Consider the following 18,133-nt stretch of genomic DNA (forward strand, 5'->3'; position numbering starts at 1 on the left):
CCCGTCACGCCGCGGCGACGGCAGCCCTGCGCTCGCGCACGGTCGCGAGCGCGACGCTCCACGCGACGAGCTCGTCGAGCATGGCGTCGAGGTCGCCCTCGTGCCGCGCACGCGGCGCGAGCCGCGCGAACTCCTCGAAGTCGTCGTAGAGCGACAGGCCGACCTGCGTGCGCACGTCCGCGAGCTGGAGCTCGCCCGCGACGAGCCGCAGCTGCTCGACGGCCCGCGACCCGCCCTGGACCCCGTAGCCGACGAAGCCCACGGCCTTGTCGGCCCACTCGTGGTAGAGCCAGTCCATCGCGTTCTTCAGCACGGCGGCCGGCGCGTGGTTGTACTCGGGGGTCACGACGACGTACCCGTCGAAGCCGTCGATCAGGCGCGACCACTCCCACGCGAGCGGGTTCTCGTACTGCTGCATCCGCGGCGGGAGCGCCTCGTCGAGGTGCGGGAGCGGGTGGTCGGCGAGGTCGACGACCTCGAAGGTCGCGTCGGAGCGTCGCGCGGCCCGGTCGAGCACCCAGCGCGCGACGCCCGCGCTGTTGCGGCCGGTACGCGTGCTCCCGACGAGGATCGCGATGCGAGGGGTCGAGGTCATGGTTCCTCCCAGGAAAGTGACGTGTCACCGAACTTGGTGATGCGTCACCATAGCGCTATCTCGGTGACGTGTCACCCATCGGCGGTAGGATCGTCCGCATGACGGGACACCCGATCCTCGACGAGGCCGAGCGCGACGCGTGGGACGCCTACCTCAGGATGCGGCGCACGCTCGACCGCGTGCTGGAGGCCGGCATGCGCACGGACGGGGACCTGTCGCCGGCGGAGTTCCAGGTGCTCTCCGTGCTGCACGCCGCCGACGACCGGGCGCTGCGCACCGGCGAGCTCGCCGCAGCGCTCGACTGGGAGCGCAGCCGCGTCTCCCACCTGTCCCGCCGGATGGCCGAGCGCGGGCTGCTCGAGCGCACCGAGTGCGTCGACGACGCGCGCGGGACCTGGATCGTGCTGAGCAACCCCGGACGCCGCGCACTCCTCCGGGCGGTCCGCGGTCACACCGAGCTGCTGCGCGACGTCCTGTTCGAGCCGCTCGGCCCCGACGGCCTCGCGCAGCTCGAGGACATCGCCCACCGCGTCGTCGACGCGGTCGAGCGCTCCGACCGGCCCGGCGCACCGGCAGCGCGCCAGGCGGCGCCTCGGGCGGCGCGTGGTGCGGCGCCTACCGGGACGGCGTCGTGAACGCGTCCCGCGGGAGCCGTCCCCTGCCCGACGGCGCCCGCTGCCCCTGCCTGTCCGGCGACACCTACGGCGCGTGCTGCGGCCGGTACCACGCCGCGCTGCGGGCGGGCGGTGGGCCGCACGCGGCCGGGGCGCCCACCGCCGAGGCGCTCATGCGCTCGCGCTACAGCGCGTTCGCGGTCGGCGACGCCGACTACCTCCTCGCGACGTGGCACCCGTCGACCCGGCCCGTCATGCTCGACCTCGACGACGACGTCGAGTGGCGGCGCCTCGACGTCGTGCGGACCGAGGCGGGCGGTCCGTTCGACACCACGGGGGTCGTGGAGTTCGTCGCGCACCACCGCTCGCGCACCGGCGGCCCGACGACGCGCGGCCGGCTGCACGAGGAGAGCCGCTTCGTCCGGGAGGACGGGCGCTGGACCTACGTCGACGGCGACCTCTCGGAGGGCTCGGCCCGTTGATCTCGACGGCGGCGAGCCGTAGCCCGCGCGACGTCGGACGCGTGCGGGGTCCTGCCGTCGACCTACGGCGAGGACGGCGCGGCGGGGGGCGTGTCGAGCACGTCGTACGACAGCGCCACGGTGCCGAGGCTCGTCGCGGAGCACCCCGTGAGCCGGAGCGACCGCGGCGCGGGGAGCTCGCGGAACAGGCGCTTGCCGGTACCCAGCAGGAGCGGGTGGACGAAGAGTCGTAGCTCGTCGACGAGGCCCAGCGCCATCAGCTGCCGGACGAGGTCGCCGCTCCCCAGGATCGCGAGGTCGCCGTCTCCCGCCGCCTTGAGCCGCGGCACGGCCGTCTCCAGCCCGCCGTCGAGCACGTGCGCGCCGTCCCAGGCGAGGTCGGTGAGGGTGCGGGTCGCGACGTGCTTCGGGGTCTCGTTCAGGTGCCGTGCCATCGGGTCGTCGGCGGGCGCGTGGGGCCAGAACGCCGCCATCTTCTCGTAGGTGCGGCGACCGAAGAGGTAGCCGGTCGTGCGGCCGATCCCGTCCGCGGCGACGGCCTCGTGGACCGCCCCGGCGTAGGGCGCGCCCCAGCCGCCGTGGGCGAAGCCGCCGTCCGTGTCCTCCTCGGGCGAGCCAAGACCCTGCATCACGCCGTCGACGGTCAGGAACTCGATGATCACCAGTCGTCTCATGCCGTCGATGCTGCTCCCCCGGCGACCGTGCTGGCTTGAAGAAACCTGACCCGCGATACTCGTCCCATGGACGACGGCCGTCGTGTCTCGCTCGTCCGGCACCGCCCGGGGCCGAGCCTCGCCGGGCTGGTCGCCGGCATGGTGGGCATGTCGGAGAGGGCCCCGGGCGTCGTCGAGCGCCGCCAGCCCGCGGGGACGCTGCTCCCGCTCGTGCTCTCGTTCGACGGCGAGCTGGAGATCGTCGGCCTCTCCGACGGGTCGGGGTCAGGCCGCTCCTACCGCTCGTTCGTCGCGGGCTTCTCGGGCGGCCACGCGACGACCCGGTTCGCCGGGACCATGGACTGCCTGCAGGTGTACCTCACGCCGCTCGGGGTCGGCCGCGTCCTCGGCCTCCCCGGCACGGAGGTGGCCCGCCGGGTCGTCGCGGTGGACGACGTCGTCCCGGGCCTCGGCGATCGTCTCGCCGACCGCGTCGCGTCCGCGGCGAGCTGGGACGAGCGGTTCGCGCTCGTCGAGGCCGCGCTCACCCGGCGAGCGGCGCACGGCACGGGCGTCGTCCCGCCCTGGGTGGCGTGGATGTGGCGCCAGATCCGGGCGAGCGGCGGGCAGGTCCGCATCGCGGACCTCGTCGAGCAGACGGGCTGGAGCCACCGGTACGTCGCGACGGTCTTCGCACGGCACGTCGGCCTCACGCCCAAGCGGGCCGCAGACGTCGTCCGGTTCGAGCACGCCGCCGCCGACCTCGGCACGGTCCCGCTGGCCGAGATCGCCGCCCGCCACGGGTACGCCGACCAGAGCCACCTCACGCGCGACGTCGTCCGCCGCTCGGGGGACACGCCGTCCGCCCTCGCCGCCGCGCGCCGCCCCACGCCGTCGACCGCGCTGGGGCGCGGCCGTCCGGCGTGACGGCGCGCCCTCCTCCTACCGGCCGGCGCGCGGTCGACCGCGGACGGCGAGCACGGTCGCCACCGCGAGCGCCCCGAGCAGCGCTCCCGCGGTGTTGAGCACGACGTCCTGCACGGTCGGCACCCGACCGGGCAGCAGGATCTGCGTCAGCTCGATCGCGGCGGACAGCACGGCTCCGGCGAGCGTCACGATCCCGACGGCGCGCCACACCCCCGGTGCGAGGCCCCCGCGGCGCGCGGCCGCCCCGAGCAGCAGCGGGAGCCCGAGCACCCCGAAGGGCAGGAACATCACGACGTTCGCGGACGCCTCGAGCACGGGGAGGGTCATCGGGAGGCCGAGCCCGTGCAGCACGTCCAGGGTCGCCGTCGCCCAGCCGGGCGCCGCGGTGGACTGCGGCGAGGGCCACAGCGTGACGACCCCGACGGCGGCGAGGTAGGCGGCGAACGTCCAGGTCAGCAGGCGCACCGCCCCAGCCTAGGGACCGGCAGGGGGCCGGCTCGGCCCGCGCGCCGGACCGCCACCCCGCCTCCACCGTTCCCGCCCCGACGCGCGGGCGGACGCGACTCTCGGTTCACTGGGCGACATGGTCACCCTCGGATTCCACTCCTCCCACGAGCAGATCCCGCCCGGCCCGCTCCTCGCCGCCGCCCGGCGCGCGCAGGACGTGGGCTTCGACGCGGCGATGTGCTCCGACCACCTCGCGCCGTGGAGCGAGCGGCAGGGCGAGTCCGGCTTCGCGTGGTCGTGGCTCGGCGCCGCGCTCGCCACGACCGACCTGCCGTTCGGCGTCGTCACCGCGCCGGGCCAGCGCTACCACCCGGTGATCCTCGCCCAGGCGATCGCGACCCTCGGCTCCATGTTCCCCGGCCGGTTCTGGGCCGCGCTGGGCTCGGGCGAGGCGATGAACGAGCACGTCACGGGCGACCGCTGGCCCACGAAGGCGGAGCGCGACGAGCGGCTGCGCGAGTGCGCCGGGATCATCCGCGCGCTCCTCGCGGGCGAGGAGGTCACGCACCACGGCCACGTCACCGTGGACCGCGCGCGCGTGTGGTCGCTGCCCGACGTCGCCCCACGCCTGATCGGCGCGGCCGTCACGCCGCGCACCGCACGCCGCCACGCCGACTGGGCGGACGGCCTCGTCACGGTCAACCAGCCCGTGGAGTCGCTGCGCCGCGTCGTCGGCGAGTACCGCGACGCGGGCGGGCGGGGCGACCTCGCCCTCCAGGTCCACGTCGCGTGGGCGGACGACGACGAGGCGGCGTACGCCGTCGCGCACGACCAGTGGCGCTCGAACCTCCTCCCGCCGAGCGTGAGCTGGCACCTGGAGACGCCCGAGCAGTTCGACGCCGTCGCGGACCTCGTGCGGCCCGAGGAGGTGCGGGGGACGGTGCTCGTCGAGCACGACGCCCAGCGCCTCGCCGACCGGATCGCCGAGATGGTCGCGTGCGGCTTCGACGCGGTGTACCTGCACCACGTCGGCCAGGAGCAGGACGCGTTCCTCGACGCCGCGGGCGAGACCCTGCTGCCCCGGATCCGCGAGGCCGCGGCGGCCACCACCGGGGGGAGGACCGCATGAGGATCCGCGACACCGGCGACCTGTGGTGGAAGAACGCCGTCGTCTACTGCCTCGACGTCGAGACGTTCATGGACTGGAACGACGACGGGGTCGGCGACTTCCCCGGGCTCGTGCAGCGCATCGACCACCTCGCCGACCTCGGCGTGACGTGCCTGTGGCTCATGCCGTTCTACCCGACGGCGGAGCGTGACGACGGCTACGACATCACCGACTTCCTGGGCGTCGACCCGCGCCTGGGCGACCTGGGCGACGTCGTCGAGCTGGTCCGCACCGCGAAGGACCGCGGTATCCGCGTCATCGTCGACCTCGTCATCAACCACACGTCGGACCGCCACCCGTGGTTCCGCAGCGCGCGCCGCTCGACCGACGACCCGTTCCGCGACTTCTACGTGTGGCGTGCCGAGGAGCCGCCGCCCACGAAGGACCAGGTCGTCTTCCCCGACCAGGAGGGGGGCATCTGGTCCCTCGACGACAAGACGGGCGAGTGGTACCGGCACCGCTTCTACCGGCACCAGCCCGACCTCAACACGGCGAACCCGAAGGTGCGCGACGCCATCGCCAAGACCATCGGCTTCTGGCTCGAGCTCGGGATCTCCGGGTTCCGGGTGGACGCCGTCCCGTTCGCCCTGACCGACGCCGCGGCGAACCCCGGTGACGAGATCGACGACCCGCACGACATGCTCCGCGTGCTGCGCGCGTTCCTCGGCCGCCGCTCGGGCGACGCGATCCTCATGGGCGAGGTCAACCTGCCGTACGCGGACCAGGCGCGGTTCTTCGGCGACGGGAACCCGGCGGACGGCGACCCGGGCGGCACGACGAGCTCCGAGCTGACGATGCAGTTCGACTTCAACGCGATGCAGGCCATGTACCTGGCCTTCGCGCGTCACGACGCCGGCCCGCTCGCCGCGTCGCTGCGGGCACGACCGCCCATCCCGCACGACACCCAGTGGGCGACGTTCGTGCGCAACCACGACGAGCTCACCCTCGACAAGCTCAGCGAGGAGGAGCGGCAGGAGGTCTTCGCGGCGTTCGGCCCCGAGGAGGAGATGCAGCTCTACGGGCGCGGGCTGCGCCGTCGGCTGCCGCCCATGCTCGGAGGCGACCCTCGACGGCTGCGCATGGTGTACTCGCTGCTCTTCGCGCTGCCCGGCACGCCGGTGCTGTTCTACGGCGAGGAGATCGGGATGGGCGAGAACCTCCGCGTGCCCGGCCGCATGGCGGTGCGCACCCCGATGCAGTGGACGTCGCAGGACAACGGCGGGTTCTCGCGCGCGCCCGCGCGCCGCCTCGCCGCGCCCCTGCCCGACGACGGGTACGCACCCGAGCACGTCAACGTCGCCGACCAGCGCCGCGACCCGGACTCGCTGCTGTCGTTCGTCCGCCTGCTCGCGCACCGCTATCGCGAGTGCCCGGAGCTCGGCTGGGGCGACGCCGAGGTGCTGGACCAGCCGGAGACCTCCGTGCTGGCGCTGCGCACGACGTGGCAGGACGCGTCGATGGTCACGCTGCACAACCTGTCGCCGGACCCGGCCGTCGTGCCGCTCGCGCTCGGCGAGCTGCCCGAGGACGCCCGGCTCGTCGACCTGCTCGACCACGACGACGTCGAGCCCGCGCCGGACGGTACGGCCGAGATCCGGCTCGACGGGTACGGCTACCGCTGGCTGCGCGTCACGCACCCGCACGCGCGCCGCCTCCTCTGACCGGCCGCACCCGCCGACCCGAGAGAGAGCCGTAGCTGCCGAGGTAGAGCCCTGGTTCCCGAGATAGAGCCCCGGTCTGATGACCAGGGCTCTATCTCGGCGACCGGGGCTACCTCGCGTCCGGTGGCGCGCGGTCGGTCAGCCGTGGGTCGGCTCGTCCGGCCCGACGGGCGGTCCGGGCGACGACGGCCAGCCCGGGTCGTCCGGGACGGGGTCGCTCGGACGTGGCTCGCCCGGGACCGGCTCCCCCGGGCCGGGATCGTGCGGGGGCGCCGAGGGGTCGGCCGGCGGGCCGGGAGACTTCGGGGGATCCACCACCGGCTCGGCGGGACCGGCGGGGTCGGTGGGCTCGGCCTCGTTCGCGAACGTGTCCCGCTCGTCGCGCGGCAGGCCGGTGAAGCTCGGGTCGTCCGGCGCCGAGCCCGGGTCGGGGATCGTGGTCATGGCTGCACCTCCGCGAGATCTCGACGCCGGGTCCGACGCCGTCCTCTCGACGCTAGGCCCGTGTCCCTCCGCTCGCGCGCGCACCTCGCGCAGGTGACCTCCAGCATGCGACCTCGACCACGAGGCGAACCCGTCGCGCACGGCGACCTACCCTGGGCACGTGAGCTCGTTCGCGTCCGACAACTATGCCCCCGCCCACCCCGACGTCCTCGCCGCGCTGGCCGCCGCGAGCGCCGGCCACGAGGTCTCCTACGGCGAGGACCCGTGGACCGCGCGGCTGCAGGAGGTGGTCCGGGCGCGGTTCGGCGCGGAGGCGACGGCCTACCCGGTCCTCACCGGCACGGGCGCCAACGTCATCGCGCTGATGTCGATGCTGCCCCGGTGGGGGGCGGTGGTCGCGACCGAGCACGCGCACCTCAACACGGACGAGAACGGCGCACCCGAGCGCGTCGGGGGCATCAAGGTCCTCACCGTGCCGGCCGCGGACGGGCGGCTGACCCCCGACGCCGTGGAGCGCTTCGCGGACGATCTGGGCGACCCGCACCGCGCGCAGCCGCTCGTCGTCTCGATCACGCAGACCACGGAGCTCGGCACGGTGTACACGCCGCAGGAGCTCCGCGCGATCTCCGACGCCGCGCACGCACGCGGGATGCGAGTGCACCTCGACGGCTCGCGCCTCGCGAACGCCGCCGTGGCGCTCGACGTCCCGCTCCGTGCGCTCACGACCGACGCCGGCGTGGACGTGCTGTCGTTCGGCGGCACGAAGAACGGGCTCGCGCTCGGCGAGGCCGTGGTCGTGCTCGACCCCTCGGCCGTCGACGGCGTGGAGTTCGTGCGCAAGGCGACGATGCAGCTCGCCTCGAAGATGCGGTACGTCTCGGCACAGCTCCTGGCCCTCTTCGAGCCGGTCGGCGACCCGGTCGCGGACGTCGACGAGATCGCCGCCGCCGACGAGCTGTGGGTGCGCAACGCCCGGTCGGCGAACGCGATGGCCACGAGGTTGCGCGCCGGCCTCGCGGACCTCTCCCCGGAGGACGTCGCGCGACCCGTCGCCTTCACGCAGCCCACCGAGGCGAACGCCGTGTTCGCGACGCTGCCGCGCGCGGTCGCCGCGGCGCTGCGCGAGCGGCACCGGTTCTACGACTGGGGACCGGGCGAGACGCCCGACCGCGTCGAGGTGCGCTGGATGTGCGCGTGGGACACGACCGCCGCCGACGTGGACGACTTCGTCGCGGACGTCCACGCCACCCTCGCGAGATAGAACCTCCCGTCGCGAGGTAGACGCCGCGGGGCTCTACCTCGCGACCGGAGCCTCTATCTCGCGGGGAGCGCCGCGGCGACCGTGCCGGCCACCTCCGGGAGGGCGAGGTAGCCCGCGGGGACACGGCCGTCGTCGAGCAGGACCGCCGCGGCGTGGCGGCCCGGCGCGCGGTTGTCCACCTCGAGCTCCTTGATCGGCGGCGAACCCGGTGCGAGGGGGAACGCCGCGGGTCCGAGCCCGTGCAGCGCGAGCGGGTCGCGCCGGTCCCGCGCAGCGACCCACCGGTCCACCTCGGCGGGCACGCGCAGCGGTGCGCGCGCCGCGAGGGCGTCGCGGATCGCGCGGATCGCGAGCGGGGACCCGAGCGTGAGGAGCAGCGGCACCTCCCAGCGGGCCGCGTCGGGGTGCTCGCGCAGCACCGAGTAGGCGACGACCGACCCGAACGAGTGCCCGACGACCACCACCGGCTCGTCGGTCGGCATCGCGCTCGCGACGGCGTCGTCGATCACCCGCCGGACGTCCGGGTCGTGCAGGTACGCCCAGACGTCACGCACGACGAGCACGAGGACGGCGCTGCTCAGCCCGGGGACGTACGCGTCGAGCGCGGACAGCAGCGCGTTGACCCACCCGCCCAGGGCGGCGACGGAGCCCAGGTCCCCGCCCCGGGGAACGACACCGTCCTCCCGCCTGGCGATCGCGACCCGGGCCTCGTCCACGCCCGCGGCGTGCAGCACCTCGGCCGCGACGGACCCGAGGAACCGCAGCTCGTCCTCGGGCAGGGCAGCGATCCCGCTCCCGTCCACGTCGAACCGGTCCCACCGCGAGCCGGGCACGGCGTGCACGGTGACGGGTGGCGGCGCACCGCCGCCCCGGACGAGCCCGGCGAGGGTGTCGCCGAAGTAGACGAACGCGGCGTCGTCGTCGGTCACGCCCCCCGGCCGGCCCGCGGCCGCGAGGCCAGCGGACAGGACCGTGCGCCACGTCCGCTCGAGGTCCTCGGCGTCGAGGCCCTGGTTGTCGCGGCCGTGGAGGAGCACGAGTCGGGTCACGCGGACGAACCTACCCAGACCGACCGTGGTCCGCCGCACGTCCGTCCGGGCTGCCGGGTTCGCCCGGACGGTCTACGGTCGCTCCCAGGCCCTGCCCTCACGGCCCCGCTCCACGCACGTCCCAGGAGGTTCGCATGTCCCCCCACTCCACCACCGCCGAGATCCACGTCGCCCGTCCGCCCGAGGTGGTGTGGTCCCAGCTGGTCCACCCCGGCGCGCGCTGGATGCTCGGCATGAACGTCGAGACGGACTACCGGCCCGGCAGCCCTGTGACGTTCGAGGGCCACTACATGGGCCGCGAGTTCGCGGACTGGGGCACGGTCGTCGCGGTCGAGCGCCCACGCCTGCTCCGGTTCACGCACTTCTCCCCCACCATGGAGCTCCCCGACGCCCCGGAGCACTACCACGACATCGCCATCACGCTGGAGCCCGACGACGCGGGCACCCAGGTGCGCGTCGTCGAGGAGAACATCGAGACGGCAGACCGTGCCGAGCGCGCGCACGCGCTGTGGACGAAGGCCCTCGCGACGCTCGCCGGCCACGACTGAGCCGTCGTCACGCACGACGTCGGGCCGGTCGATCCCCCACGGACCGGCCCGACGGCGTCCCGCGCGTCAGGCCTCGCGGCGGCGGTGGGCGCGGACGGCGAGGACGGCCGCCCCCGTGGCGACGAACAGCAGCGCCAGTCCCACCGCGAGCACGCTGTCGTCACCGGTGGTCGCGAGCGGGTCGCCGTCGTCCGTCGCGGTGTTGGTGAGCGTGACGACCACGGGGCCTCCGCCCCCGACGGTCACCGTGGTGACCGGTTCGCCGTCGACGGCGAACGTGGGCGTCCCCCAGGCGACGCCGTCCACGACCGGGAGGTCGATCTCGGTGAGACGGACGACGGTGCCGACCGGCAGCCCTTGCGGACCCTCGACGACCTCGCCGTCCGCCCGCACCGCGAGCTCGCCGACGACCGTCTCGTCGCCGATCTCGAACGCGTAGGCGACGGTGAGCACGGTGCTCGGGGGGACGGCGTCGGCGGCGTCCCCGACGACCGCCTTCACCACGGAGAACCCGCCGACCTCCTGGTTCGCGGTGTTGGTCGCCGTGACGAGGACGCTCTGGCCGTCGCCCACGGTCACGGACTGCGGGCTGAACGCCGGGGTGCCCCACGTGACGCCGGGGATCTGCGGCAGGTCTGCCTCGGTGTAGGTGACGACCGTCCCGACGGGCAGGTTCTGCGGCCCGTCGACGACGGTCCCGTCCGCGGGGACGTCGAGGTACCCGCCGACGAGGACGCCCTCGAGCTCGTAGGAGTACGCGACGACGAACACGGTGTCGGCGGGCACGAGGTCTGCGCGGGCTCCGGTCACCTCCTTCGCGACGGAGAACCCGCCCGCCGCGACGTCCTGGGTCGTGTTCGTCAGCGTGACGAGGGTGCTCTCGTCAGCACCGACCGTGACCGACGCCGGGGAGAACGTCGGCGCTCCCCAGACGACGCCGTCGACGTCGGGCAGGTCGACCTCCGTGAACGTCACGACGGTGCCCACCGGCAGGTCCTGCGGCCCGTCGACAGCCGTCCCGTCCGCGAGGAGCGTCACCGTCCCCGTCACGTCCCCGTCGTAGGCGAAGCCCTCGGGCACGGTCGCCGTCCACTCGACCCGGAACTCCGTGCCGGGCGGGACCGTGCCGGCCACGCCGCCCTCGACGGTCTTGACCACCGAGAAGCCGCCCACCTGGGCGGTCGCCTCGTTCGTCACGACGACGCTCGCGACCTCGTCCCCCTCGCCGATCGTCACGGTGGCGGGCGAGACGGTCGGCGTCCCCCAGTCCACACCGGGGACGGACGGCATCTGCTGCTCGACGAACGTCACGACCGTGCCGACCGGCAGGTCCTGCGGACCGTCGGCCACCGTCCCGTCCGCGAGGATCGTCACCGTCCCCTCGGTGGGCCCGTCGTACGCGGACCCGTCCGGGACGTCGGCGGTCCAGGCGACCCCGAACGTCGTTCCCGGCGGCACGGCGCCGGACGCGTCGCCGTCGACGACCTTCCGCACCGCGAACCCGCCGACCTCCTCCGGCGCGGTCGCGGTGTTCGTGAGGGTCACCGCGACCCCGGTCGCACCCTCGACGATCGTGATCGGCGACGCCGGGTCGACCGTGGGCGTGCCCCACACGACACCGTCGATCTCGGGCGGCGCCTGCTCGATGAGCGTCACCGTCGTGCCCACCGGCAGGCCGGCCGGGCCGTCCGTGACCGTCCCGTCGGCGAGCACCTCGAGCGTGCCCGACGTCTCGCCGTCGTACGCCGTGCCGTCGGGGATGGTGGCCTCCCAGTCGACGAGGAAGACCGCGTCGTCCGGGACGGCGCCCGCGGCGTCGCCGGTCACGGCCTTCTGGACCGTGAAACCGCCGACGGCGTCCCCGCCCCCGGCGTTCGCGGTGTTCACCACGGTGACCGTGAAGGTCCGGTCCTCCTCGATGGTGAACTGCGCCGGGTCGCCCAGGGGCTCGCCGTCCACCTGGATCACCGGGGTGCCCCACTCGACGCCGGGCACCTCGGGGAGGGCGGGCTCGCTCACGGTGACGACGGTGCCGACCGGCAGGTCGGGCCCGTAGACGAGCGCACCGCTGATCGGGACCGTCAGGGTGCCGGACCCGGTCGTCCCGTCCGGCTCCTCGTACGCGTAGTCGACGTCGAACGTCGTCCCCGCCGGGACGTCCGCCGACGCCTCGCCCGTCACCGTCTTCTGCACCCCGAAGCTCGACGACGGGACGCAGTCGAACGGGCCCGGCCCGATCCACGGGTAGCTGTGCATCTCGAGCCCGCCCTCGACGCCCGGGTCGCCGAACGTGAGGTTCCCGCCGACGAGCACGCGCCCGTTGGTGCTCGTCGCGATCGTCGCGTCCGCGGCGGGCGCGAGGATCGTGCCGAGGAACTGGTCGGCGGTCCCGAACGAGAGGTCCGTGACCGTCTCGAAGTTCCACAGGATGCGCGCGGCCCACCCGCCGAAGCCGGGCGTCGCCAGCCCGTTGATCGACGGCGTGCCGTTGCCCTCCCAGTAGTTGGGCGTGAAGTCGACCGGCCCGTCGCCGACGACGTCGATCGCGACGGCAGCACCGTCGGGGATCCCCGCGAGGACGACCTCGGTCAGGCCGGAGAGCTCCGCCGCGTCGATGGTGAACACCTGGGGGTCGGCCGTCCCCGAGCCGGTGAACGTGACCCGGTTCCCGGCGACGACGCCCGGTACCGCCGGCCAGCCGGCGATCTCGGCGGACGCGTCGGAGATCGTCGTCGCGAAGTCGGCCCACTCCGCGACCGCGGCAGCACCCATGTCCTCCGTGACCGGGGCGTCGGCTCCCGGCGTCGTCCCCGCGGTGGACAGCGTCCCGCCGCCCGTCACGGACTCGCCCACGTTCATCGCGCCGCCGCTCGGCAGGGTGGAACCCACCGTGACGCTGGCCCCGTCCGCGATCTCCAGGCCGCCGCCGACCGCGAGCATGACCGCGCCGTCAGGGGGCGTGATCTGCGAACCCGCGCCGACCGAGCCCACGCTGAAGTTCCCCTGGTGGTCGATCAGCGCGTCGCCGGCGACGACGAGCAGGCCCTCCGACTCCGCGGCGCTGGCCGTCGCGTGGTAGTCCCCGCCGGCGTAGACGGTGACGTTCCGGTCGGTGAACAGGGGCGGGGTCGGGCCGATGTCGGGGAAGTCGCCGTCGGGGCAGAACCCGATCGCCGCCGCCGCCGGCCGCGCCTGCGGGCCGGTCACGACGAGGACCGCCGCGACGAGCGCCAGCACCGCGGCGAGCACCGCCGCCAGGTACCGGTGCGCACAGACGGGCGCTGCCGCACGGGCGGGTGGTCGCGTCATGTCCAGCTCCAGGGATCGTCCGGTCGGCGGGCCGCCTGCCCACGGCCCGGACGGTCTCCTCGCCCGTGGTGACGACCCCGCTCGCATCATGGCGCCATCCGGTGGGGACTGCCCGTCGGGCCGGGCACCGACCGCCGGTCGTGCCACGATCGTGACGTCGGGCCACCGGTCTGCGCGCGGCGCAGGACGGGACGGCGCCCGGATACGGTGACGGCGGAGGTGGTCGCGTGTCGAGCAGGGCCCGAGCCGTCTGGGTCGCCGTGGCGCTGGTCGCGACGGCGGCCGCGATCGCTGCCGTCGTCTGGTACGTGCTGCGGCCGGACACCGGCGCCTCGTCCCCGACGCCCGGCGCCACGAGCGCGGGCGCGCCCGCGCCGTCGGGCACCCCGACCGCCCCGACGCCGACGACGCCCGCGCCGGACCCGCTCGCCGGCTGGACGCTGGAGCAGAAGGTGGGCCAGCTCCTCATGGTCGGGGTCGACGTGCGCTCGCCGCAGCAGGTGAGCTACGACGCCGTCGCCCGGCGCCACGTCGGGAACGTGTTCCTCGCGGGACGGTCGCAGGCGGGGACGGGCCCGACGGCCGACCTCGTCGCCGGCTTCACGGTGCTCGTGTCGGAGGAGACCACGCAGGGCACGCCGCTGTTCGTCGCGACGGACCAGGAGGGCGGGTACGTGCAGGTGCTGCGCGGGGCCGGGTTCTCGCAGATCCCGACGGCGCTCGACCAGTCGCGACTCGGGCCGGCCGCGCTCGAGGACCAGGCGGCGACGTGGGGGTCGGAGCTCGCCGCCGCCGGGGTCAACCTCAACCTCGCCCCCGTCATGGACCTCGTGCCCGAGCGGTCGGCGGCGCAGAACCCCCCGATCGGGTACTACGACCGGGCCTACGGGTTCACGGCCGACTCCGTCGTGTCGCACGCGAACGCGTTCAGCGCGGGCATGGAGGCGTCGGGAGTCGACGTGACGATCAAGCACTTCCCGGGCCTCGGGCGCGTCACCGCGAACACCGACACGGACGCCGGCGTGACCGACGACGTCACGACGCGCGACGACCCGTCCGTCGCGGTCTTCGCGTCGGGCATCGAGGCGGGCGCGGCGTTCGTCATGACCTCGACCGCGGTCTACACCCGGATCGATCCCGAGCGTCCGGCGGCGTTCTCACCGGTCGTGGTCGACGGGATGCTGCGCGGCGACCTCGGCTTCGACGGCGTCGTCATCACCGACGACGTCTCGGCAGCGGCCCAGGTGCAGGCTTGGTCGCCGGCCGAGCGTGCCGTCCTGACGATCGAGGCGGGCGGCGACATGGTCCTCGCGTCCGCGGACCCGTCGGTCGTCGCGGAGATGGCGGACGCGCTCGTGGAGCGTGCGTCGAGCGATCCGGCGTTCGCGGCGAAGGTCGACGCCGCCGTCGAGCGCGTCCTGGCCGCGAAGGCGCGGCTGACGCCCGAGACGTGAGAATCCGCCCCCGATCTGCTCGGATCAGGGGCGGATCCTCACCTCTCGCGGGCGGGTCGCTAGTGCCCGCCGTTGGCGAGGAACACGATCCCGCCGGCGATGGCGAGCACGACGACGAGGAAGCACACGCCCGCCGCGATGATGCGGACGGTCGACGGGCGCGCGACCGTCACGACCTCGCCCGACGGCGTCATGTGCACGCCCTCGGCGTCCACGGCGGCCGGGGTGGTCCGCCCGGCGGCGAGGCGCACGCCCAGCGCGAACAGCGCGGGCAGCCCGGCGCCGATGATCAGGCCGGCGACGACGACCTTGAGCAGCGAGTCGATCTCGATGAACTCGGACACGAGAGCCCCTCTCAGACGCCGGCGCGCTGGCGCGCGCCCTGCGGCTCGGTGGACGACGGGACGGGTGCGTCGGGCGCGGCGGTCGCGACGACGGCCGGGGTCGCGGCGACGTCGGCCAGCACGGGCTCGACGGGCTCCGCCCCGGCGGGCTCGGCGCCCTCCCAGTCGTCGTTGACGTTCTTGTGGTCGACCGGCTTCCGGCGCGATGCCACCCAGATCGCGACCGAGACCGCGATGAGGATGCCGAACACGACCGCGGTGCCGAGCACGCCCCCGATCCCCGACTGGATCCAGAAGCACAGCGCACCGACGACCCCGGCGGCGGGGAGCGTGAGGCCCCACGCGGCGAGCATGCGGCCCGCGACGCCCCAGCGGACCTTCGCGCCCGGCATGCCGACGCCCGAGCCGAGGATCGAGCCCGTGGCGACGTGCGTCGTCGAGAGCGAGAAGCCGAAGAAGCCGGACATGAGGATGACCGCGGCGGACGACGTCTCGGCGGCCATGCCCTGGCGCGAGTCGATCTCGACGAGGCCCTTGCCGAGCGTGCGGATGATGCGCCACCCGCCGAGGTAGGTGCCGAGAGCCATGAACAGGGCGCAGGACAGGATCACCCAGAACGGCACGCCCGAGTCGGCCGGGACGGCGCCGCCCGCGATGAGCGCGAGCAGGATGATGCCCATCGACTTCTGCGCGTCGTTGGTGCCGTGCGCGAGCGAGACGAGCGACGCGGAGCCGACCTGGCCCCAGCGGAACGCGCGGTTGCTCGTGTCCTCGGGGACGTCGCGCGTGAGGCGGGCGACGAGCCACGTGCCGACGCTCGCGACGCCGATCGCGACGAGCGGTGCGAGCAGCGCGGGGATCAGCACCTTCGCGGCGACGCCGGTCCAGATGACGCCCGACGTGCCGACGGCCGCGAGCACCGAGCCCACGACGCCGCCGATGAGGGCGTGCGACGAGCTGGACGGCAGGCCGAGCAGCCAGGTCAGCAGGTTCCACGTGATGCCGCCCACCAGACCGGCGAGCACCACCTCGAGCGTGATGACGTTCGCGTCGACCAGGCCCTTGGCGATGGTCGCGGCGACGGCCAGCGACAGGAAGGCGCCGACGAGGTTGAGGACGGCCGACAGCGCGACGGCGGTCTTGGGCTTGAGGGCGCGTGTGGCGATGGAGGTGGCCATCGCGTTGCCCGTGTCGTGGAAACCGTTGGTGAAGTCGAAGGCGAGAGCCGTCACGACGACGAGCACCAGCAGGAGCGTCTCGGTCACGTACTCCATGGTGGGGTCGCACCCGGAGCGCTCTCGACCATCCTGTGGATTCTTCGACCACTGTTCATCGACAGTTCACCCAGCGTTCGAAGCCCTGTTCGAACGACCCGGCAGGAGGTCCGGACGAGCGCCGCCGACAAGCCCGGTCGGGCCGGTCAGCCACGGACCTCCGCGAGCGCCTCGTCGAGCTCGACGACGACGTCGGCGACCGCCTCACGCCGGCTCCGCGCCCGGTCCGCGTCGTCGACGACCTCCTGCCGCGTCCGCACGATCTCGGCGTCGAACAGCGCGACCTGACGGCGCACGTGCTCGCGCTGGTCGCGGGACCGACGCGTCCCGGCGAACCACTGCCAGCCGGCGACCGCCGCGGCGCCCGCCACGACCAGCCACCACGCGGGAGCGGTCACGACGGCCAGGACGAGCGCGACGACGGCGGCCGCGCCCAGGCCGCCGACGACCGGCCACGAGATCCCGTCGACCGGTCGTGCGACGAGCTCCGCGCGGGCCGTCGCGGCGGGGCGCTCGCCGTCGTCCGTGGGGGTGACGGTGACCGTCCGGCCGGCGAGCCGCAGGGTGCGCGACGGTGCCGGCTCGGCCGCGAGCCGCGCGGCGAGGTCGTGCGCGGCGGCCTTCAGGTCCTCGGCGAGGATCGGTGCCACGAGTCGTGCGCGGTCCGGGTCGTCGCCGCGCGCGTCGGCCGCGAGGAGGTCGACGAGGCTCGCGGCCGGCGCGTCCCAGGCCGGCTGGTCGCGCTCGCGCTCGCGGCCGACCCGGGCGTTCAGCTCGTCCGCCCGGTCGAGGAGGTCGCGCTCGACGGGCGCCCCCTCGTCGACGACCGACGAGACGACGGTCTGCAGCGCGGCACGTGCCGGGTCGGTCGCGAGCGGGACCCCGGCGACCGCCGCGTCGGCAGCCACCGGCACGTCGTCCCCCGTCGGCGGCGCCGGGAGGAGGGCGCCGTCCGCGGCGGCGCGCGCCCAGGCGGCCCACGCCCGCAGGACCCCGAGCTCGTCGCGGACGCCCGACGGGCTCCCCCAGTCGTCGCCCCCGCCCCCGCCGAGCGCGGGCGGCTCGGCGAGCAGCGCCCCGCGCAACCGGTCGTGCGCGCCGGCGTCGAGCAGCCCCGTGCGCTGCGCGAGCGCGTCGCGCACGGTCCGGTCGCCCGCGTCGCCGAGCAGGCCGGCCGCGGCGGCCAGCCACAGCGCGCGCTCGGCGACGGCGACGCTCACGTCGTCCGGGACCTCCCGGCCGTCGGTCTCCGCCCGCTCGGTCTCCGCCCCCTCGGTCGCGGTACCCCACCCCGCGTCGGGCAGGGCGGGCGTGTCGAGCACGGACGACAGCCACGGCGCGGCGAGCCCGGGCTGCCCGACGAGCGCGCACACGCCTACGAGGAACGTGGCCGCGCGCCGGCGGTCGCGGACGAGGGCCTCCTGCGCCGCGTCGTCGTCGAGGCGCCCTTCCCGCACGTCCGCGACGGCGAGCGCCGCCGGGACGAGCCAGTAGCCGTGCACGTCGGCGAGGTCGGGCGAGCGCCGCAGGTAGGAGACGTCGCCCTCCCCCGAGACGACGGCCCGGACGAGCGCCCGAGCGGCGTCGCGCGCGCGGCGCGCAGGAGTGAGGAGCGCGAGCTCCTCGCGGACCTCGCCGAGCTCGATCAGGGCGTTGACGAGGCGCTGGAGGACCTCCACGCGGCTCGACAGGTCGCCCTCGAGCGACCGCAGGCGGCGGTTGAGCGACGCCTCGCGCGAGCGCGCCATCGCCGCCTGCGCCTCCAGCTCCTCGGACAGTGCCTGCATGTTGCCGTGGTCGGAGCGCCAGGAGCTGTAGGTCGACATGCGCGCGAGCGTACTCACGTCGGGCACCGCGTCGAGGGGGAGAACTCCCCCGCGCGCCCCTGCCGAACCCCGGGTTG

General features: G+C 74.8%; 17 protein-coding genes. 8 read left to right on the top strand and 9 right to left on the bottom strand.

Features of this window, described 5'->3' with window-relative positions; genetic code table 11:
• Positions 1-4: 4 nt before the first annotated feature.
• Positions 5-595: an NADPH-dependent FMN reductase gene (locus V5D56_RS02125; RefSeq protein ID WP_435737416.1), complete on the bottom strand. Its 591-nt coding sequence runs from the start codon at positions 593-595 to the stop codon at positions 5-7.
• Positions 596-693: 98 nt separating this feature from the next.
• Between V5D56_RS02125 and V5D56_RS02130 the strand changes: the two genes are divergently transcribed.
• Both V5D56_RS02130 and V5D56_RS02135 read left to right on the top strand, forming a co-directional pair.
• A complete protein-coding gene (locus V5D56_RS02130; protein WP_435737417.1) occupies positions 694-1,230 on the top strand; it encodes a MarR family winged helix-turn-helix transcriptional regulator in 537 nt (178 codons plus the stop codon).
• Positions 1,227-1,691 carry a YchJ family protein gene (locus V5D56_RS02135; RefSeq protein WP_435737418.1) on the top strand — a complete coding sequence of 155 codons (465 nt, stop codon included), beginning with the start codon at positions 1,227-1,229 and terminating at the stop codon, positions 1,689-1,691. Before V5D56_RS02130 ends, V5D56_RS02135 begins: the two co-directional genes overlap by 4 nt.
• A 62-nt stretch (positions 1,692-1,753) precedes the next feature.
• Here V5D56_RS02135 and V5D56_RS02140 read toward each other — a convergent pair whose 3' ends face one another.
• Positions 1,754-2,365 (bottom strand): dihydrofolate reductase family protein, encoded by a 612-nt coding sequence (locus V5D56_RS02140; protein WP_435737419.1) that lies wholly within the window; start codon positions 2,363-2,365, stop codon positions 1,754-1,756.
• 66 nt (positions 2,366-2,431) lie between these two features.
• On the opposite strand from V5D56_RS02140, the gene V5D56_RS02145 reads away from it, so the two are divergent.
• Positions 2,432-3,271, top strand: coding sequence for a helix-turn-helix domain-containing protein (locus V5D56_RS02145; protein WP_435737420.1), 840 nt, complete (start codon positions 2,432-2,434; stop codon positions 3,269-3,271).
• A gap of 15 nt (positions 3,272-3,286) precedes the next feature.
• Here the strand turns inward: V5D56_RS02145 and V5D56_RS02150 are convergent, their stop codons facing one another.
• Positions 3,287-3,736, bottom strand: coding sequence for a VanZ family protein (locus V5D56_RS02150; protein WP_435737421.1), 450 nt, complete (start codon positions 3,734-3,736; stop codon positions 3,287-3,289).
• A 118-nt stretch (positions 3,737-3,854) separates the two neighbouring features.
• Here V5D56_RS02150 and V5D56_RS02155 point away from each other — a divergent pair, with 118 nt between their 5' ends.
• A complete protein-coding gene (locus V5D56_RS02155) occupies positions 3,855-4,847 on the top strand; it encodes a TIGR03885 family FMN-dependent LLM class oxidoreductase (RefSeq protein ID WP_435737422.1) in 993 nt (330 codons plus the stop codon).
• Positions 4,844-6,547 (top strand): alpha-amylase family protein, encoded by a 1,704-nt coding sequence (locus V5D56_RS02160; protein ID WP_435737423.1) that lies wholly within the window; start codon positions 4,844-4,846, stop codon positions 6,545-6,547. The genes V5D56_RS02155 and V5D56_RS02160 overlap by 4 nt, the downstream gene beginning before the upstream one ends.
• Before the next feature lie 138 nt (positions 6,548-6,685).
• Here V5D56_RS02160 and V5D56_RS02165 read toward each other — a convergent pair whose 3' ends face one another.
• Complete coding sequence (locus tag V5D56_RS02165) at positions 6,686-6,991, bottom strand: hypothetical protein (RefSeq protein WP_435737424.1); 306 nt, start codon at positions 6,989-6,991, stop codon at positions 6,686-6,688.
• A 160-nt stretch (positions 6,992-7,151) separates the two neighbouring features.
• Between V5D56_RS02165 and V5D56_RS02170 the strand changes: the two genes are divergently transcribed.
• Positions 7,152-8,252, top strand: a complete 1,101-nt coding sequence (locus V5D56_RS02170; RefSeq protein ID WP_435737425.1) for a threonine aldolase family protein — start codon at positions 7,152-7,154, stop codon at positions 8,250-8,252.
• Between the two features lie 53 nt (positions 8,253-8,305).
• Here V5D56_RS02170 and V5D56_RS02175 read toward each other — a convergent pair whose 3' ends face one another.
• Positions 8,306-9,301, bottom strand: coding sequence for a hypothetical protein (locus V5D56_RS02175; protein WP_435737426.1), 996 nt, complete (start codon positions 9,299-9,301; stop codon positions 8,306-8,308).
• 134 nt (positions 9,302-9,435) lie between these two features.
• On the opposite strand from V5D56_RS02175, the gene V5D56_RS02180 reads away from it, so the two are divergent.
• Positions 9,436-9,849, top strand: coding sequence for an SRPBCC family protein (locus V5D56_RS02180; protein WP_435737427.1), 414 nt, complete (start codon positions 9,436-9,438; stop codon positions 9,847-9,849).
• Positions 9,850-9,915: 66 nt separating this feature from the next.
• On the opposite strand, the gene V5D56_RS02185 is transcribed toward V5D56_RS02180, so the two are convergent.
• Positions 9,916-13,158 (bottom strand): DUF5979 domain-containing protein, encoded by a 3,243-nt coding sequence (locus V5D56_RS02185; RefSeq protein WP_435737428.1) that lies wholly within the window; start codon positions 13,156-13,158, stop codon positions 9,916-9,918.
• A 227-nt stretch (positions 13,159-13,385) separates the two neighbouring features.
• Between V5D56_RS02185 and V5D56_RS02190 the strand changes: the two genes are divergently transcribed.
• Positions 13,386-14,612, top strand: coding sequence for a glycoside hydrolase family 3 N-terminal domain-containing protein (locus V5D56_RS02190; RefSeq protein ID WP_435737429.1), 1,227 nt, complete (start codon positions 13,386-13,388; stop codon positions 14,610-14,612).
• Positions 14,613-14,671: 59 nt separating this feature from the next.
• On the opposite strand, the gene V5D56_RS02195 is transcribed toward V5D56_RS02190, so the two are convergent.
• The 3 genes from V5D56_RS02195 to V5D56_RS02205 form a co-directional block, all read right to left on the bottom strand.
• The gene (locus V5D56_RS02195) at positions 14,672-14,956 is read right to left on the bottom strand and encodes a hypothetical protein (RefSeq protein WP_435737430.1); all 285 of its coding nucleotides are present in this window, start codon (positions 14,954-14,956) and stop codon (positions 14,672-14,674) included.
• An 11-nt stretch (positions 14,957-14,967) separates the two neighbouring features.
• Positions 14,968-16,230: an inorganic phosphate transporter gene (locus V5D56_RS02200; RefSeq protein WP_435737431.1), complete on the bottom strand. Its 1,263-nt coding sequence runs from the start codon at positions 16,228-16,230 to the stop codon at positions 14,968-14,970.
• A gap of 146 nt (positions 16,231-16,376) precedes the next feature.
• The gene (locus tag V5D56_RS02205) at positions 16,377-18,056 is read right to left on the bottom strand and encodes a hypothetical protein (protein ID WP_435737432.1); all 1,680 of its coding nucleotides are present in this window, start codon (positions 18,054-18,056) and stop codon (positions 16,377-16,379) included.
• Between the last annotated feature and the right edge of the window lie 77 nt (positions 18,057-18,133).

Origin of the sequence: Cellulosimicrobium sp. PMB13, assembly GCF_051294865.1 — a bacterium.
Lineage (GTDB): Bacteria > Actinomycetota > Actinomycetes > Actinomycetales > Cellulomonadaceae > Cellulosimicrobium.

What these genes read in the sequence shown, in the direction of transcription:
- V5D56_RS02130 (WP_435737417.1), top strand. Translation starts at nt 694, where the DNA reads ATGACGGGACACCCGATCCTCGACGAGGCCGAGCGCGACGCGTGGGAC.
- V5D56_RS02155 (WP_435737422.1), top strand. Translation starts at nt 3,855, where the DNA reads ATGGTCACCCTCGGATTCCACTCCTCCCACGAGCAGATCCCGCCCGGC.
- V5D56_RS02165 (WP_435737424.1), bottom strand. Translation starts at nt 6,991, where the DNA reads ATGACCACGATCCCCGACCCGGGCTCGGCGCCGGACGACCCGAGCTTC.
- V5D56_RS02185 (WP_435737428.1), bottom strand. Translation starts at nt 13,158, where the DNA reads ATGACGCGACCACCCGCCCGTGCGGCAGCGCCCGTCTGTGCGCACCGG.
- V5D56_RS02160 (WP_435737423.1), top strand. Translation starts at nt 4,844, where the DNA reads ATGAGGATCCGCGACACCGGCGACCTGTGGTGGAAGAACGCCGTCGTC.
- V5D56_RS02145 (WP_435737420.1), top strand. Translation starts at nt 2,432, where the DNA reads ATGGACGACGGCCGTCGTGTCTCGCTCGTCCGGCACCGCCCGGGGCCG.
- V5D56_RS02200 (WP_435737431.1), bottom strand. Translation starts at nt 16,230, where the DNA reads ATGGAGTACGTGACCGAGACGCTCCTGCTGGTGCTCGTCGTCGTGACG.
- V5D56_RS02140 (WP_435737419.1), bottom strand. Translation starts at nt 2,365, where the DNA reads ATGAGACGACTGGTGATCATCGAGTTCCTGACCGTCGACGGCGTGATG.
- V5D56_RS02180 (WP_435737427.1), top strand. Translation starts at nt 9,436, where the DNA reads ATGTCCCCCCACTCCACCACCGCCGAGATCCACGTCGCCCGTCCGCCC.
- V5D56_RS02205 (WP_435737432.1), bottom strand. Translation starts at nt 18,056, where the DNA reads ATGTCGACCTACAGCTCCTGGCGCTCCGACCACGGCAACATGCAGGCA.
- V5D56_RS02125 (WP_435737416.1), bottom strand. Translation starts at nt 595, where the DNA reads ATGACCTCGACCCCTCGCATCGCGATCCTCGTCGGGAGCACGCGTACC.